Here is a 17,799-nt window from a genome sequence, read left to right as displayed (position 1 = left end):
GCCATCACCTTTCGTCGTGGTCGGAGCCGAGTTGCGTGTCGATGAGCTGGAAGAGTTCGTCGTCGGTGGCGTCCCGGACGACGTCCGCCGGGCCGGAGGGGGACACCAGCGCGAGCAGCGCCGACAACCGGGCCGCGACGAGCTCCCGGTCGCGGTCGCCGAGCGCGGCGGCCGACTCGGCCAGCGCGTCCAGCGCCGTCAGGGCCGGGCCCGCGCCGCCGGGCAGCCGGACGGCGAGCTCGTCGTGCAGGTGGGCGGCGAGCGCGGTGGGGGTCGGATGGTCGAACAGGAGCGTGGCGGGCAGCCGCAGCCCGGTCTCCACGGCCAGCCGGTTGCGCAGCTCGACCGCCGTCAGCGAGTCGAACCCGAGGTCGAGCAGGCCGCGCTCCGACGGCACGGTCCGCCCCGACGGCAACCGCAGCACGTCGGCGACCACGTCCCGCACCCGCTTGAGCGCGAGCCCCGGCCGGTCGGCGACCGGCGCGCCGGTCAGGGTCCGGACCAGCGGGGGAACGCCGTCGTCCCGTTTTCTGGGGGGCCGGCCGGGCCGCAGATCGGGCAGCCGGTCGAACCGGGCCGCGACCACGGCCGGCACGTCACCCGAGAGCGCGGCGTCGAACAGGGCGAGCCCGTCGGCGGGATCGAGCGGGGCGACGCCGGTGCGGGCGATGCGGGCCAGCTCGGCCGCGCCGAGCCCGCCCCCCAGCCCGGTGTCCTGGGCCCACAACCCCCAGGCGATGGACGTCGCGGGCAGCCCCAGCGCGTGCCGGTGCCCGGCGAGGGCGTCGAGGTAGGTGTTGGCGGCGGCGTAGTTGGCCTGCCCCGCGTTGCCGATGACGCCGGCGACCGAGGAGAACAACACGAACGCGTCCAGGTCGAGGTGCCGGGTGAAGTGGTGGAGGAAGTGGGCGGCGTCGGCCTTGGCGGTCAGCACGGCGTGCAGCCGCTCGGGCGTGAGGTCGGTGACGGTGGTGTCGTCGAGCACGGCGGCGGCGTGCACGACCGCGCTCAGCGGCCGGTCGGCCGGGATGCCGTCGAGCAGCCGTCGCAGCCGCACGGGGTCGCCGGTGTCGCAGGCCGCGACGACGGGGGCCGCGCCCAGGTCGGTGAGCCGCCGCACCAGCTCGGCCGCGCCGGGGGCCTCCGGGCCGCGCCTGCTGACGAGCAGCAGGTGCCGCACGCCGTACCGGGTGACGAGATGCTCCGCCAGCAGCGCGCCCAGCGCCCCGGTGGCCCCGGTCAGCAGGACGGTGCCCTCGGGCCGGAGGCGACCGGTGTGCGCGCCGGCCGGGACCGGCTTCAGCGCGGGCAGCAGGGCCCCGCCGTTCCGCAGGGCGACCTGCGGTTCGCCCAGGGCCAGCGCCTCCCCGGGGTCGGCCGAGCCGTCGGTGTCGACGAGGACGAACCGGCCGGGATGCTCGGTCTGCGCCGTGCGGACCAGCCCCCAGAGGGCCGACTGCGCCAGGCCGGTGACCGGGTCGTCGTCGAGCACCCGCACGGCGTGGTGGGTCAGCACCGCCAGCCGGCCCGGCGCGTCCTGCTCCAGCCAGGCCTGGACGACCTCCAGCACGGCCGAGGTGACCGGCCCGTAGCCGGTGCCGCGTACGTCGAGCACCACGTCGCCGGTCCCGGGGGCGCGGAGGTGGTCGAGCGCCTCACCCGCCGACCGCAGCAGCGTGTAGGGCGCGGCGGCCCGCCGGGGCGCCGGCGTCCACGCGACCCGGTGCAGCCCGCCGGACCTGCTCACCTGGACGGCCAGTTCGCCGTCGAGGACGGCCTCGCCGTCGGCGTTCCGCACGGACAACACGAAGCGGTCGCCGCCCTTGGGCGTCAGCCGCGCCCGGACGGTGCCGACAGCGGGCACGCCGCGCCGCACACCCGTCCACGCGAACGGCAGCCGGACGGTGTCGCCGTCCAGGGCGAGGGGGTGCAGGGCGGCGTCGAGGAGCGCGGGGTGCAGGGCGAAACCCTCGTCGTCCAGGGTGACCTCGGCGAGGAGGTCGTCGCCGTGCCGCCAGGCGGCGCGGAGGTTCCGGAAGGCCGGGCCGTAGGCGTAGCCGAGGGCGGCCAGCCGCTCGTAGGCGTCGTCGAGGTCGAGGGGCTCGCCGGGCGGCCAGGCCTCCGGGGTCCCCGCCTCTTCGGGGAGGTCGTCGGTGAGGTGGCCGGAGGCGTGCGGCGTCCACTCGGCGCCGGGGGCGTCGGCGCGGGAGTGCACGGTCAGCGCCCGCCGCCCGTCCGCGCCCGGAGCGGCGACCGCGACCTGCACGACGACCGCCCCTTCGGCGGGGATCGGCAGCGGGGCGGTCAGGGTGAGCTCGTCCACGACGGGGGCGCCGACGTGGCCGCCCGCGTGCAGGGCCAGGTCGAGCAGCGCCGTGGCCGGGAGCAGGGGCGTGCCCGCGATGACGTGGTCGGCCAGCCAGGGATGGGTGCGGGCGGACAACCGCCCGGTGAGGACGACGCCGTCGTCACCCGCCAGGTCGACGGCCGAGGTGAGCAGCGGGTGGCCGGTCTCGTCGTGGCCCTTCCGCGTGGGCGGCGGGTTGAGCCAGTAGCGCTCGCGCTGGAAGGGGTAGGTGGGCAGGCCGGCGGGCGCGGTCGCCGGAAGACGCCAGTCGACGGGATGGCCGGTGGTGTGGAGGGCGGCGAGGGCGCGGGTGACGGCCTGGGGTTCCGGCTGGTCGCGGCGGAGGGTGGGGTGGGCGTCGTGGTCGGGGAGCAGGGAGGTCAGGACCGCGTCGGGGCCGATCTCCAGGAAGGACCGGATGCCGTTGGTGAGCAGGGTGTCGATGACGCCCGTGAACCGGACGGGTTCGCGGACGTGCCTGACCCAGTGGTCGGGGTCGTCGAGCCCGCCGAGGTGTCCGGTGCGGTCGGAGACGATGGGGATCGTCGGCTCGGCGAACTCCAGGGTGTCGAGGACCTGGCGGAACTCGTCGAGCATGGGTTCCATCAAGGGTGAGTGGAAGGCGTGGCTGACGGTCAGGCGTTTGGTCTTCGCGCCGTGGGCGCGTTCGATGACCTGCTGGATCGCGTCCTCGGTGCCGGAGACGACGGTGGCGTGGGGGCCGTTGATCGCGGCCAGGGATGCCTGGTCGGTGAGCCCGTCGAGGAGTTGCAGCGCGTCGGCCTCACCGAGGGACAGTGCCGCCATGGCTCCGCCTGCCGGTAGTTGCTGCATGAGGCGGGCGCGGGCGGTGACGAGTGTGGCGGCGTTGGGCAGGTCCAGCACCCCGGCGACGTGGGCGGCGGCGATGGAGCCGACCGAGTGTCCGGCCACTGCGTCGGGGCGGAGGCCGTGGTGTTCCAGGAGCCGGTAGAGGGCGGTTTGGAGGGCGAAGAGGGCGGGCTGGGTGTGGCGGGTCTGGTCGAGCTGGGTGTCTTCGCCGAAGATGATCTCGCGCAGTCCGGGTTCGAGGTGGGCGAGGACGTCGTCGAGGGCGGCGGCGAAGACGGGTTCGGCGTGGTAGAGCTGGCGGCCCATGCCGGGGCGCTGGCTGCCCTGCCCGGTGAACAGGAACGCCGTCTTCGGCTCGGCGGCCTCCCCTCGCACGAGGGCGGGGTGCCGCTCCCCGTCGGCCAGGGCGGTGAGCGCGGCCAGCAGCTCGTCCCGGTCGCCGGTGACGACGGCGGCCCGGTGGGTCAGCGCGGCCCGTCCGGTCGCCAGCACGGGGACGGCGGCCAGCGGATCGTTGAGGGCGAAGTGGTCCCGCAGACGGCGCGCCTGGGCCTGGAGGGCCTCGGGGGTGTGGCCCGACAGGAGCACCGGCGCCAGGCCTGGTGTCACGACGGGTGCGGTCACGGGTTCCGGTTCCTCCAGCACCACGTGGGCGTTGGTGCCGCTGATGCCGAACGACGAGACGGCGGCCCGGCGCGGCCGGTTCTCGTCGTGCGGCCAGGCGGTGGGCTCGGTGAGGAGGCGGACCGACCCGCTCTCCCAGTCGACGTGCGGGGTCGGCTCGTCGACGTGCAGCGTCTTGGGCAGCACCCCGTGCTGGAGGGCCTGGACCATCTTGATGACGCCGCCGACGCCGGCCGCCGCCTGGGTGTGGCCGATGTTGGACTTCAGCGAGCCCAGCCAGGCGGGCCGTTCGCGGTCCTGCCCGTAGGTGGCGAGGAGGGCGTGGGCCTCGATGGGGTCGCCGAGGCGGGTGCCGGTGCCGTGGGCCTCGACGGCGTCCACGTCCGACGGGTCGAGGCCGGCGTTGGCGAGCGCCTGGCGGATCACGCGTTCCTGCGAGGGTCCGTTGGGGGCGGTCAGGCCGTTGGAGGCGCCGTCCTGGTTGACCGCGGTGCCTCTCACGACCGCGAGCACGGGATGGCCGTTGCGGCGGGCGTCGGAGAGGCGTTCGACGAGCAGCAGGCCCGCGCCCTCCGACCAGCCGGTGCCGTCGGCGGCAGCCGCGAAGGCCTTGCAGCGGCCGTCGGGCGACAACCCGCGCTGGCGGCTGAACTCCACGAACGTCGCGGGGCTGGCCATCACCGTCACCCCGCCCGCCAGGGCGAGTTCGCACTCGCCCTGCCGCAGCGCCTGGACGGCCAGGTGCAGCGCCACCAGGGAGGAGGAGCAGGCCGTGTCGACGGTGACGGCCGGGCCCTCCAGCCCGAACGTGTACGCCACCCGCCCCGACGCCACACTGCCCGCGCTGCCGCTGACCAGGTAGCCCTCGAAGCCCTCGGGCGACCGGTCGGCCTGGTGCAGGCGCGCGCCGTAGTCGCTGTACATGACCCCGGCGAACACCCCCGTGCGCGAGCCGCGCAGGGTGCCGGGGTCGATGCCGGCCCGCTCGAACGTCTCCCAGGCCGTCTCCAGCAACAACCGCTGCTGGGGGTCGATCGCCGCCGCCTCCCGGGGGCTGATGCCGAAGAACCCGGCGTCGAACCCGGCCGCGTCGTACAGGAAGCCGCCGTCACGGGCGTAGCTGGTGCCGGGGGTGGCCGGGTCGGGGTCGTACAGCGACTCCAGGTCCCAGCCCCGGTCGGCGGGGAAGGGGCCGACGGCGTCGACGCCGTCGGCGACCAGCCGCCACAGGTCCTCGGGCGAGGCCACCCCGCCCGGGTAACGGCAGGCCATCGCGACGATCGCGATCGGGTCGTCGTCGGCGCGGGCCACCGGGGCGGGCGCCTGCGGCCGGGGCGTCTCGTCCGCGAGCCGCGACCGCAACCACGTGGCGAGGGCGGCCGGGCTCGGGTGGTCGAAGACCAGAGTGGTGGGGAGCGCGACGCCCAGGGCGGCGCTCAGCCGGTTGCGCAGGTCGACGGCGGCCAGCGAGTCGAAGCCCAGGTCGGTGAAGGCCCGCCCGGCCGCCACGGGATCGGCCGACGTGTGCCCGAGCACGGTCGCCGCCGTCTCCCTGACCAGCTCCAGCAGGTCCGTCGCGGCGCGTTGCGGCGCGGGGGCCGGGTCCTTCCGCGGCACGAGCGACCGCAACGGCGGCGGCACGACCGCACCCGGCGCGGCCAGCGCCTTGGTGTCCAGCCGCGCCGTCACCAGCACGGGACGGTCGGCCCACCCGGTCCGCAGGGCCGCGTCGAACAGAGTCAGCGCGTCGTCGCGGGAGAGCGGCGCGATGCCGGTCCTGGCCAGCCGCGCCAGGTCGGCCGCCGACAGGCGGGCGGCCATGCCGTCGTCCTGCTCCCACAGACCCCAGGCGAGCGAGGTGGCGGGCCGGCCCAGCGCGTGGCGGTGGGCGGCCAGCGCGTCGAGGTAGGCGTTGGCGGCGGCGTAGTTGGCCTGACCGGCGGTGCCGACGGTGCCGGTGATCGAGGAGAACAACACGAACGCGTCGAGGTCGCCGGTGAGGCGGCTCAGATTGCCGGCCCCGTCGGCCTTGGCGGCCAGGACGGCGCGCAGCCGCTCCGGCGTCAGGTCGGCGACCGTGGTGTCGTCGAGCACGGCCGCCGTGTGGACGACGGCGGTGACCGGCCGGTCGGCGAGCAGGCGGGCCAGCGCGTCGGCGTCGGCGAGGTCGCAGGCGACCAGCTCGGGCACGCCGCCGAGCGCGGTCAGCCGGTCGAGGAGGTCGCCCGCGCCGGGGGCGTCGGGCCCGCGCCTGCTGACGAGCAGCAGGTTCCGCACCCCGTGGTGGACGACGAGGTGTTCGGCCACGAGCCCGCCCAGCGACCCGGTCGCGCCGGTGATCAGCACGGTCCCGTCCGGCCGCAGCAGGCTCGGGCCCGCGCCCACCCCCACCCGGGTCAGGCGCGGCACCACGACGTGTCCCTCGCGGAGGGCGAACTGGGGTTCGTCCAGGGCCAGCGCGGCGGGCAGCGCCCGGTCGGAGGCGGCCGTGCCGTCGGTGTCGACCAGCACGAACCTGCCCGGGTGCTCGCTCTGGGCGCTGCGCACCAGCCCCCAGACCGCCGCCTGGCCCGGCCGCTCCACCGGCTCGCCGGCCTTGGTGGCGACCGACCGCGTGGTCACAAAGGCCAGCCGGGGCGTGTCGCCGGACAACCGGGCCTGGACCAGCGCGAGCGCCCGTTCGGCCGCCTCGCCCGCCGGCCCGGGCGGCACGTGCACGAGGTCGGTGTCGTCGGCGGGCGTCGCCGGGAGCGGGACGGGCCGCCAGGTCAGCTCGTAGGCGGGCGCCGTCCGGGCGCCGGCGCGCAGGGTCACCGACGCGATCGAGGCGACCGGACGGCCGGCGTCGTCCCAGAGGGTCAGCGCCGCGCCGTCGCGGCCGGCCGGGTCGATCCGGACCCGCAGCGCCGACGCGCCCGTGGCGTGCAGCCGCAGCCCCGACCAGGAGAACGGCAACCGCAGCCCGGTGCCGTCGCCGGTGACGGGCAGCGGGTGCAGCGCCGCGTCCAGCAGCGCGGGATGCAGCGCGAACCGGCCGTCGGGCGGCAGCGAGAACGCCACCTCGGTGAAGATCGTGTCTCCCGACCGCCAGGCCGCCCGGACGTTCCGGAACGCCGGCCCGTACTCGTAGCCGACGTCGGCGAGGGCGGTGTACCAGGCGTCGACGTCCACCGGCTCGGCCCCCGGAGGCGGCCAGGCCTCGGGCGCTGCGGCCGGGGCCGGGGCAGGGGCGGTGGTGGTGAGGTGGCCGGAAGCGTGCCGGGTCCACGGCTCGTCGCCGTTCCTGGCGTGCACGGCGAACGCCCGCCGCCCGTCGTCGCCCGCCGGTTCCACCAGCACCTGGAACCGGGCCGGGAGCGGCAGCGGCGCTTCGAGGGTCAGTTCGTCCACGACCGGAACCCCCGCGTGGGCGCCCGCCTGGAGCACCGCGTCGGCGAGGAACGCGCCCGGGAGCGGGACGCCGCCCGCGATCCGGTGGTCGGCCAGCCACGGGTGCGCGCCCTCCGTCAGGTGCCCCGCGACGAGCACGCCGCCGTCGGCCAGCTCGGTGACCTGATCGAACAGGCTCTCCTTCGGCGTGGCGTCGAGCCAGTACCGCGCCCGCTGGAAGGGGTAGGTGGGCAGGTCGGCGGGTGGGGAGTCGTCGGCGCCGATGAGCCGCGAGAGGTCGAGGGGGGTCCCCTTCGTGTACGCCGCCCCGATCGCCGCCGAGACGGTGAGAGGTTCGGCGTGGTCGCGGCGGAGCAGCGGGACGCCGTCTCCGACGAGGGCGCTCAACACGGCGTCGGGCCCCAGTTCGAGGATCGTGCCGACGCCGTGCTCCCGCAGCACGGCGACCGCGTCGTGGAACCGGACCGTGCGGCGGATCTGCCCGGCCCAGTACGCCGGGTCGGCCAGCTCCTCGGCCGTGGCGATCCGGCCGTTGACCGTGCTCACGATCGGGACGACCGGGGCGCGGTAGACGAGGGTGGCCGCCACGGCGTGGAACTCGTCCAGGACGGAGTCCATGTGTGGCGAGTGGAAGGCGTGGCTGACCTTCAGCGGCCGGACCCGGCGGCCCCGCTCGGCGAACCGCGCGGCGACCGCCTGGGCCTCGGCGGGGTCGCCCGCGATGACGACCGCGTCCGCGCCGTTGACGGCGGCCAGGTCGACGCCCTCCGTGAGGTGGGGCCGGATCTCCTCCTCGGCCGCCTCGACGGCGATCATCGCCCCGCCCGCCGGGGCGGCGTGCATGAGCCGGGCGCGGGCGGTGACCAGCGCGGCGGCGTCGGGCAGGTCCAGGACCCCGGCGACGTGGGCGGCGGTGACCTCGCCGATGGAGTGACCGGCGAGCAGGTCGGGCCGGACGCCGACGTGGTCGAGGAACCGGAAGAGGGCGGTCTCCAGGGCGAAGAGCGCGGGCTGGGTGTGGCGGGTCTCGTCGAGCCCGGAGGTCTCGCCGAAGACGATCTCCTTCAGTCCGGGTTCGAGGTGGGCGAGGACGTCGTCGAGGGCGGCGGCGAAGACGGGTTCGGCGTGGTAGAGCTCGCGGCCCATGCCGGGGCGCTGGCTGCCCTGCCCGGTGAACAGGAACGCGGTGCGCGGCTGGGCGACCGCCTCGGCCCGCGTGGCCGACGGGTGGTCCCCGCCTTCGGCCAGTGCGCCGAGCGCGGCGAGCAGCCCGGCACGGTCGGCCGCGACGACGGCGGCCCGGTGCGCGAGGTGCGCGCGCCCGGTGGCGAGCGTGCGTGCGACGGCCCGCAGGCCGACTTCCGGGCGGGCGGCGAGACGGTCGCGCAGGTGCGCGGCCCGCGCCCGCAGGGCGTCGGGGGTGTGCGCCGACAGGAGCACCGGCACCGGCCCGGTCTCCGTCGCGGCGGGGGCGGGCGCGGGCTCGGGTTCTTCCAGGATGACGTGGGCGTTGGTGCCGCTGATGCCGAACGACGACACCGCCGCGCGGCGGGGCCGGTCGTCCGGGCGTTCCCACGGCCGGGCCTCGGTGAGGAGGCGGACCGCGCCGCTGTCCCAGTCGACGTGCGGACTCGGCTCGTCGACGTGCAGGGTCCTGGGGAGCACGCCGTGCCGCATGGCGTGGACGACCTTGATGATGCCGCCGACCCCGGCCGCCGCCTGGGTGTGGCCGATGTTCGACTTCAGCGACCCCAGCCAGACGGGCTGTTCGCGGTCCTGCCCGTAGGTGGCGAGGAGGGCCTGGGCCTCGATGGGGTCGCCGAGGCGGGTGCCGGTGCCGTGGGCCTCGACGGCGTCCACGTCGGTGGGGGTGAGGCCGGCGTTGGCGAGCGCCTGCCGGATGACCCTCTCCTGGGCCGGGCCGTTGGGGGCGGTCAGGCCGTTGGAGGCGCCGTCCTGGTTGACCGCGGTGCCTCTCACGACCGCGAGCACGGGATGGCCGTTGCGGCGGGCGTCGGACAGGCGTTCCACCAGGAGCAGGCCCGCGCCCTCCGACCAGCCGGTGCCGTCGGCCGCCGCCGCGAAGGCTTTGCAGCGGCCGTCGGCCGACAGTCCGCGCTGGCGGCTGAACTCCACGAACGTGCCCGGCCCCGCCATCACCGTCACGCCGCCCGCCAGGGCCAGGTCGCACTCGCCCCGGCGCAGCGCCTCGACGGCCAGGTGCAGCGCCACCAGCGAGGAGGAGCAGGCCGTGTCGACGGTGACGGCCGGGCCCTCCAGCCCGAACGTGTACGCCAGCCGCCCCGACAACACGCTCCCGGTGTTGCCCGTCAGGAGGTAGCCCTCCAGGTCCTTCGGCGCCCGCGTCAGCCGGGCCGCGTAGTCGTTGTACATGACCCCGGCGAACACGGCGGTGCGGGAGCCGCGCACCGAGTCGGGCGCGATGCCGGCCCGTTCGAAGGTCTCCCAGGCCGTCTCCAGCAGCAGCCGTTGTTGCGGGTCGATGGCCGCGGCCTCCCGGGGGCTGATGCCGAAGAAGGCGGGGTCGAAGTCGGCGGCGTCGTACAGGAATCCGCCCTGCCTGGTGTACGACGTGCCGACCCGGTCGGGGTCCGGGTCGTACAGCGACTCCAGGTCCCAGCCCCGGTCGGCGGGGAAGGGGCCGACGGCGTCGACGCCGTCGGCGACCAGCCGCCACAGGTCCTCGGGTGAGGCCACCCCGCCCGGGTAGCGGCAGGCCATGCCGACGATGACCACCGGGTCGTCGTCCCGGACCGCCGCCGTCACCGTCGCCTTCTCGCGGGTCGCCGGACCGGTGAGCAGGCCGGTCAGATAGGTGGTGAGCGCGTCCGCCGACGGGTGGTCGAAGGTGACCGTGGCGGGCAGCCGCAGCCCGGTCACCGCGCCGAGCCGGTTGCGCAGCTCGACCCCGGTGAGCGAGTCGAAGCCCAGGTCCCGGAACGCGCGGGCGGGGTCGATGCCCGACGAGCCGGAGTGGCCCAGCACCTCGGCGACGGCCGTCAGCACCGTCTCGGCGACGGCCCGGGGCCGCTCGTGCGCCGGGAGGGCGGCGACCCGCTCCGGCCACGACCCCGCCTTCGTGCGCCGGACCGGCGGGACGAGCCCGCGCAACGGCGCGGGCAGCGGCCCTTCGGCGGCGCGCCGCCGCAGCGCCGGGGTGTCCACCCTCGCCGGCACGAGCACCGCGTCGCCCCCGGCCGCGAGCGCGGCGTCGAGCAGCTCCAGCCCGCGCGCCTCCGTCAGCGGCGACAACCCCGACCGCGACCAGCGCGACCGCGCCGCCGTGTCGAGCCCGCCGCCCATGCCGCCCTCCCACAGGCCCCAGGCCAGCGACAGCGCGGGCAGCCCGGCCGCGCGGCGGTGCAGGGCGAGCGCGTCGAGGTAGGCGTTGGCGGCGGCGTAGTTGGCCTGACCGGCCGTGCCGACGACGCCGGTGACCGACGAGAACAGGACGAACGCGGCGAGCGGCAGGTCGCGGGTCAGTTCGTGCAGGTGCGCGGCGGCGTCCGCCTTCGGCCGCAGGACCGCGTCGAGCCGTTCTCCGGTCAGCGACTCGATCGTGCCGTCGTCGAGCACACCCGCCAGGTGCACCACCGCGCCGATCTCCACGGTGGCCGACACGGTGGCCAGCACGGTCGCCAGCGCCTCCCGGTCGGCGACGTCCACGGCGACGAACTCGGCGTGCGCGCCCAGCCCGGCCAGCTCGTCGGCGAACTCGGCGGCCCCGTCGGCGTCCGGCCCGCGCCGGCTGAGCAGCACCAGCCGCCGCACCCCGTGCCGCTCCACCAGATGCCGGACGACGGGCCGCGCCAGCCCGCCCGTGCCGCCGGTCACCAGCACGGCCCGGTCGTCGAAGACCGTGGCCGTGCCGGTGGGCTCGGCGCGAGCGAGCCGGGGGACCAGGATCACCCCGTCCCGGACGGCGAGTTGCGGCTCCTCCGCCGACAGCGGCACGAGGGCGTCGGCCGGGACGCCGGGCGGGACGTCGGCGACGGCGAACCGGCCCGGCCGCTCGCTCTGCGCCGCCCGGATCAGGCCCCACGCGGCGGCCTGCCACGGGTCGTCGACCCGGTCGCCGTCGGCGGCGGCCACGGCCCCGTCCGTGAGGAACAGCAACCGCGCCTCCGCCGCCTCCCGGACGGCCCGCAGCACGAACGTGGCGGCGCCGCGCCCGGCCGGAACCCTGACCGGGACGGCGTCGCCCTCGCCCGTGGGGGTGGCCGGGACCGGGGTCCAGGTGAGGCGGTGCAGGTCGGTGAACGCGGGACGGGCGGCCGGGAGCGGGCGGAGGGCCACGGTCTCAGCCGTGAGGACGGGGGCGCCGGTGTCGTCGGTGGCGTGCAGCCGGTGACCGCCGGGCGCGGGCGACCAGGTGACCCGCAACGTCGTGGCCCCCGTGGCCGAGAGCCGCACGCCGGTCCACGCGAACGGGACGGGCAGCCCGTCCGCGAGTTCCCCGTGCACGAGCGGGTGCAGCGCGGCGTCGAGCAGGGCGGGGTGCAGCCCGAACGCGCCCGGTTCGCCGGGGAGGTCCAGTTCCGCGTGGAGGCGGCCGTCCTGCCGCCAGGCCGCCCGCACACCCTGGAAGTCCGGGCCGTAGGCGTAACCGGCGTCGGCGAGGTCGGCGTAGAGCACGTCGGGGTCGATCTGCTCCGCGCCCGCAGGCGGCCACACCCCGGCCGCCGGCGCGGCGTCGTCCTCGGCGGGTGCGAGCACGCCGGTCGCGTGGCGGCGCCAGGGTTCGTCCGAACGGTCGGGGCGGGCGTGCACGCTCAGCGGGCGGCCGCCGCCGGGGCCTGCCGGGCCGACGGAGAGTTGCAGCGCCACCCCGCCCTTCTCCGGCAGCACCAGCGGGCTCTCGATGGTCAGTTCCTCGACCCGGGGGACGCCGGCGCGGTCGCCCGCCGTCAGGGCGAGCTCCACGAGCGCCGTGCCGGGCAGCAGGACCGAACCGGCGATCCGGTGACCCGCCAGCCACGGGTGGGTCTCCAGGGAGACGCGCCCGGTGAGCAGCAGCCCGTCGTCGTCGGCGCGCACGACCGACGCGCCCAGGAACGGGTGGCCGGTGGGCGACAGGCCCAGCAGCTCCGGCCCGGCCTGCGGCCTGCTCGTCAGCCAGTAGCGCTCGCGCTGGAAGGGGTAGGTGGGCAGGTCGGCGGGCGCGGTGGCCGGGAGGTGCCAGTCGACGGGGTGGCCAGTGGTGTGGAGGGCGGCGAGGGTCCGGGCGATGGCGTGCGGTTCGGGGTGGTCGCGGCGGAGGGTGGGGTGGGCGTCGTGGTCGGGCAGCAGGGCGGTGAGGACGGCGTCGGGGCCGATCTCCACGAACGTGTGGACGCCGGTGCCGGTGAGGGTGGTGACGGCGTCGGTGAAGCGGATGGGTTCGCGGACGTGCCGGACCCAGTGGTCGGGGTCGTCGAGTCCGCCGAGGTGTCCGGTGCGGTCGGAGACGATGGGGATCGTCGGTTCGCTGAACTCCAGGGTGTCGAGGACCTGGCGGAACTCGTCGAGCATGGGTTCCATCAGGGGTGAGTGGAAGGCGTGGCTGACGGTCAGGCGTTTGACCTTCGCGCCGTGGGCGCGTTCGATGACCTGCTGGATCGCCTCCTCGGTGCCGGAGACAACGGTGGCCTGCGGACCGTTGATCGCCGCCAGGGATGCCTGGTCGGTCAAACCGGCCAAGAGTTCCAGCGCGGCGGTTTCACCGAGGGACAGTGCCGCCATGGCTCCGCCTGCCGGTAGTTGCTGCATGAGGCGGGCGCGGGCGGTGACGAGTTTGGCGGCGTTGGGCAGGTCCAGCACCCCGGCGACGTGGGCGGCGGCGATGGAGCCGACCGAGTGTCCGGCGACCGCGTCGGGGCGCAGGCCGTGGTGTTCCAGGAGCCGGTAGAGGGCGGTTTGGAGGGCGAAGAGGGCGGGCTGGGTGTGGCGGGTCTGGTCGAGCTGTGTGCCTTCGCCGAAGATGATCTCTTTCAGTCCGGGTTCGAGGTGGGCGAGGACGTCGTCGAGGGCGGCGGCGAAGACGGGTTCGGCCTGGTAGAGCTCGCGGCCCATGCCGGGGCGCTGGCTGCCCTGCCCGGTGAACAGGAAGGCGGTGCGCGGACGCCGCCCGGCCACGCCACGCACCAGCGCCGGGTGTTGTCCGTCGTCGGCCAGGGCCGTGAGCGCGGCCAGCAGTTCGTCCCGGTCGCCGGTGACGACGGCGGCCCGATGGGTGAGCGCGGCGCGACCGGTGGCCTGGAGATCGTTGGTGGTGAAGTGGTCCCGCAGACGGCGGGCCTGCGCCCGGAGGGCCTCGGGGGTGTGCCCCGACAGGAGCACCGGCACCAGGCCGGGCGTGGCCGGCGGCGCGGCCGCCGGTTCGGGTTCCTCCAGGACCACGTGCGCGTTGGTGCCGCTGATGCCGAACGACGAGACGGCGGCCCGGCGCGGCCGGTCGTCGTCATGGGGCCAGGCGACGGGCTCGGTGAGGAGCCTGAGGCCGTCGTTCCAGCGCACGTGCGGGGTGGGGGCGTCCACGTGCAGCGTCTTGGGCAGGAGGCCGTGCCGCATCGCCTGGACCATCTTGATGACGCCGCCGACCCCGGCCGCCGCCTGGGTGTGGCCGATGTTCGACTTCAGGGAGCCCAGCCAGGCCGGTCGTTCACGGTCCTGCCCGTAGGTGGCGATCAGCGCCTCGGCCTCGATGGGGTCGCCGAGCCGGGTGCCCGTTCCGTGGGCCTCGACGGCGTCCACGTCGGAGGGGGCCAGCCCGGCGTCGGCGAGCGCCTGGCGGATGACCCTCTCCTGGGCCGGGCCGTTGGGGGCGGTCAGGCCGTTGGAAGCGCCGTCCTGGTTGACGGCCGTCCCACGAACGACCGCGAGTACGGGGTGCCCGTTGCGGCGGGCGTCGGAGAGCCGTTCGACGAGCAGCAGGCCCGCGCCCTCCGACCAGCCGGTGCCGTCGGCCGCCGCCGCGAAGGCCTTGCAGCGGCCGTCGGCCGACAGTCCCCGCTGGCGGCTGAACTCCAGGAACATGCCGGGTGTCGCCATCACCGTCACCCCGCCCGCCAGGGCCAGGTCGCACTCACCCTGCCGTAACGCCTGGACGGCCAGGTGCAGCGCCACCAGCGAGGAGGAGCAGGCCGTGTCGACGGTGACGGCCGGGCCCTCCAGCCCGAACGTGTACGCCACCCGCCCCGACGCGATGCTGACCGTGCTGCCGGTGAGCAGGTAGCCGTCGAAGCCCTCGGCGGGTTCGTGCAGGCGGGGGCCGTAGTCCTGGGACGTGCCGCCGACGAACACGGCGGTCTTGGAGCCGCGCAGGGAAGCCGGGTCGATGCCGGCCCGCTCGAAGGCCTCCCACGCCGTCTCCAGCAGCAGCCGTTGCTGCGGGTCGACGGCCGCCGCCTCGCGGGGGCTGATGCCGAAGAAGTCCGCGTCGAAGTCGGCGGCGTCGTAGAGGAAGCCGCCCTGTCTGGTGTAGCTGGTGCCGGGGGTGGCCGGGTCGGGGTCGTACAACGCCTCCAGGTCCCAGCCCCGGTCGGCGGGGAACGGCCCGACGGCGTCGACGCCGCTGGCGACCAGCCGCCACAACTCCTCGGGTGATCCAGCGCCGCCCGGATAGCGGCAGGCCATGCCGACGATGACGACGGGATCGTCGGCGCGCGCCGCCCGCGCCGTGACGACGTGGCCGGCGTCTCCGGCCAGTTCCGCCCGCAACGAGGCGACGACCGCGTGCGGCGTCGGGTGGTTGTAGACCAGCCCCGCCGGCAGGTCCAGCCCGGTCGCCTCGGCGAGCCGCTCGCGGAGTTCGACGGCGGCCATCGAGTCGAAGCCCAGATCCTTGAAGGTACGGTCCCCGTCGACCGCGTCCCCCGTGACATGCCCCAGCACGATCGCGGTCTGGGTGCGGACGAGATCGAGCAGGTCGCCTCTGTCGATCGCGGTCCGCGAAACGGAGGCTTCGGGCGCGGAGGAGGTCGTCTCCTCGAACCAGTGGCGTTCCCGCTGGAAGGCGTAGGTCGGCAGCGGCACCGCCCGCCCGGCCGCGAACCCGCTCAGGTCGACGTCGACCCCGCGCACGTGCGCCGCCGCCAGGGCACGCAGGAGGGTGGCCCGCTCCGGACGTCCGCGCCGCAGCACGGCGTGACCCCCCGGCACCAGGGCCGACAACACCGCGTCGGGGCCGAGTTCGAGGAACGTGGTCACGCCGTCGCCGCGCAGGGTCGTCACGGCGTCGTGGAACCGCACGGCCTGCCGGATGTGCCGGGTCCAGTAGGCCGGATCGGTCAGCTCCTCCGCCGTCGCCACCCGCCCGGTCACGTTGCTCACGACCGGGATGACCGGCGGCCGGTAGGTCAGGGTGGCGGCGACGGCGTGGAACTCCTCCAGCACGGGATCCATGTGCGCCGAGTGGAAGGCGTGGCTCACCGTCAGGGCACGGGTCCGCCGTCCCCGCGCGGCGAACAGCCCGGCCACCCGCGCGACCGCGTCGGCGTCACCCGACACCACCACCGCGCTCGGCCCGTTGACCGCGCCGAGGTCCACCCCGTCGCCGAGGTGCGGCGTGATCTCCTCCTCGGTCGCCTCGACCGCCGCCATCGCCCCGCCCGAGGGCGCCGACCACATGAGCCGGGCCCGCGCCGCGACCAGCGCCGCCGCGTCGGCCAGGGACAACACCCCGGCGACGTGCGCGGCCGTCACCTCGCCGATCGAGTGGCCGGTGACGACGTCGGCCCGCACCCCACGGTGCTCCAGCAGCCGGAACAGCGCCGTCTCCAGGGCGAACAGCGCGGGCTGGGTGTAGCGGGTCTCGTCCAGGGGCCCGCTTTCGACGATCCCGGCCAGCGGCAGATCGAGATGGGGCGCGAACGCGGCGGCCACCTCGTCGAAGGCGGCGGCGAACACCGGCTCGGCCCGGTGGAGCTCGGCGCCCATGCCCGCGTACTGGCTGCCCTGCCCGGTGAACAGGAACGCCGTCCGCGACGGCCCCGCCTCCCCGCGCACGACCGACGGATGGCCGCGCCCCTCCGCCACCGCCCGCAGCCCGTCGGCGAACCCGTCGAGGTCCTCGGCCAGCACCACGGCCCGGCTCGCGAACCGGGTCCGCGTCACCGCCAGCGAGTACGCCACGTCGGCCGCCCGGCCACGCGCCTGGCCGGCCAGCCGCCCGGCCTGCGACCGTAGCGCCGCCGCGTCCCGCCCCGAAACGACGAAGGGCAGCACCGGCTCGCCTGCGGGAGCATCCGGAACCGGCGTCAGGCTCTTGAGAGCGGCAGCGGTCGAAGACGACGGCGCGTCGTTCTCCGGCAGGGCGGGCGTTCGTGACGGCGGCCCGGCCACCACGACGTGGGCGTTGGTGCCGCCCATGCCGAACGAGCTCACCCCCGCCACCGCGCGCCCCTCCACCGGCCACGCCACCGGCTCGGTCGCCACCCGCAACCCCAGGTCGTCGAGGGCGATGGCGGGGTTCGGGTCGCGGAAGTTCAGGCTCGCGGGCACCCGCCGGTGCCGGACGGCCAGCACCGTCTTGAGCAGCCCGGTCAGCCCGGCCGCGCCCTCCAGGTGTCCCACGTTCGTCTTCACCGACCCGACCAGCAGCGGGCGGGCCGAGCCGAGGGCGGCCCCCAGCGCCGCCGCCTCGACCGGGTCGCCCACGGGCGTGCCGGTGCCGTGCAGCTCTACGTAGCCGACGTCGTCCGGCGTGGTCCCGGCGCGGGCGTGCGCGGCGCGGATCACCGCCTCCTGGGCGGCCCGGTCGGGCACGGTCAGCCCGGCCGAGGCGCCGTCGTTGTTGACCGCGCCGCCGAGCAGCACCGCGTGCACGCGGTCGCCGTCGGCCAGCGCACGGTCGAGCGGCTTGAGCAGGACGGCCACCCCGCCCTCGCCGCGCACGTAGCCGTTGGCGCGGGCGTCGAAGGTGAAGCAGCGGCCGTCGGGGGACAGGGCGCCGAACCCGGCGCTGCGTGCCCCGCTGTCGGGGGACAGGATCAGGTTCACCCCGCCGACCAGGGCCAGATCCGACTCGCCCCGGCGCAGGCTCTCGCTCGCCAGGTGCACCGCCACCAGCGACGACGACTGCGCCGCGTCGACGGTCAGGCTGGGCCCGGTCAGGCCGAGCACGTAGGAGAGCCGGTTGGCGAGCACGCCCCGGTTCAGGCCGGTCATCGCGTGCCGGCCGGGCCGGGCGCCGCGCAGGTGGTGGAGGGTGGCGTAGTCGTCCCAGAGGGCGGCGGCGAAGACGGCGGTCCGGCTGCCCGCCAGGGAGGCGGGCACGATGCCGGCCTCCTCTATGGCCTCCCAGCCCAGTTCGAGCAGGAGCCGCTGCTGCGGGTCCATCGCCGCCGCCTCCTTCGGCGAGATGCCGAAGAAGGCGGCGTCGAAGCGGTCGACCTCGTCGAGGTAGGCCCCGGGCGCCTCGCCCAGGCCGCGCCCGGCGGGGGCGGCGCCGACCGCGTCGCGCCCTTCGGTCAGCAGCCGCCAGAAGGAGTCGGGGTCCGCCGCGCCCGGCAGCCGGCAGGCCAGGCCGATGACGGCGATGGGGGTGCTGGTGGGGGAGTCGGACATACAACGCAGCTTGGCCGGAACCGCTAAGGAAGGCCTTGAGG

The 17,799-nt window shown here is 76.1% G+C and carries 1 protein-coding gene; it reads right to left on the bottom strand.

Translation table 11 applies throughout. The annotated features are described in order from the left end of the window. Positions 1–4: 4 nt before the first annotated feature. Positions 5–17,758, bottom strand: a complete 17,754-nt coding sequence (locus QSK34_RS10075; RefSeq protein WP_285582484.1) for a type I polyketide synthase — start codon at positions 17,756–17,758, stop codon at positions 5–7. Between the last annotated feature and the right edge of the window lie 41 nt (positions 17,759–17,799).

Source organism: Herbidospora sp. NBRC 101105, from assembly GCF_030269205.1.
Classification (GTDB): Bacteria; Actinomycetota; Actinomycetes; order Streptosporangiales; family Streptosporangiaceae; genus Herbidospora; species Herbidospora solisilvae.
The sequence above is the reverse complement of the archived record's forward strand: the minus strand, read 5'-3'. Positions and strand labels throughout refer to the sequence as shown.

Coding starts and splice junctions, on each gene's coding strand:
- QSK34_RS10075 (WP_285582484.1), bottom strand. CDS start 17,758: ATGTCCGACTCCCCCACCAGCACCCCCATCGCCGTCATCGGCCTGGCC.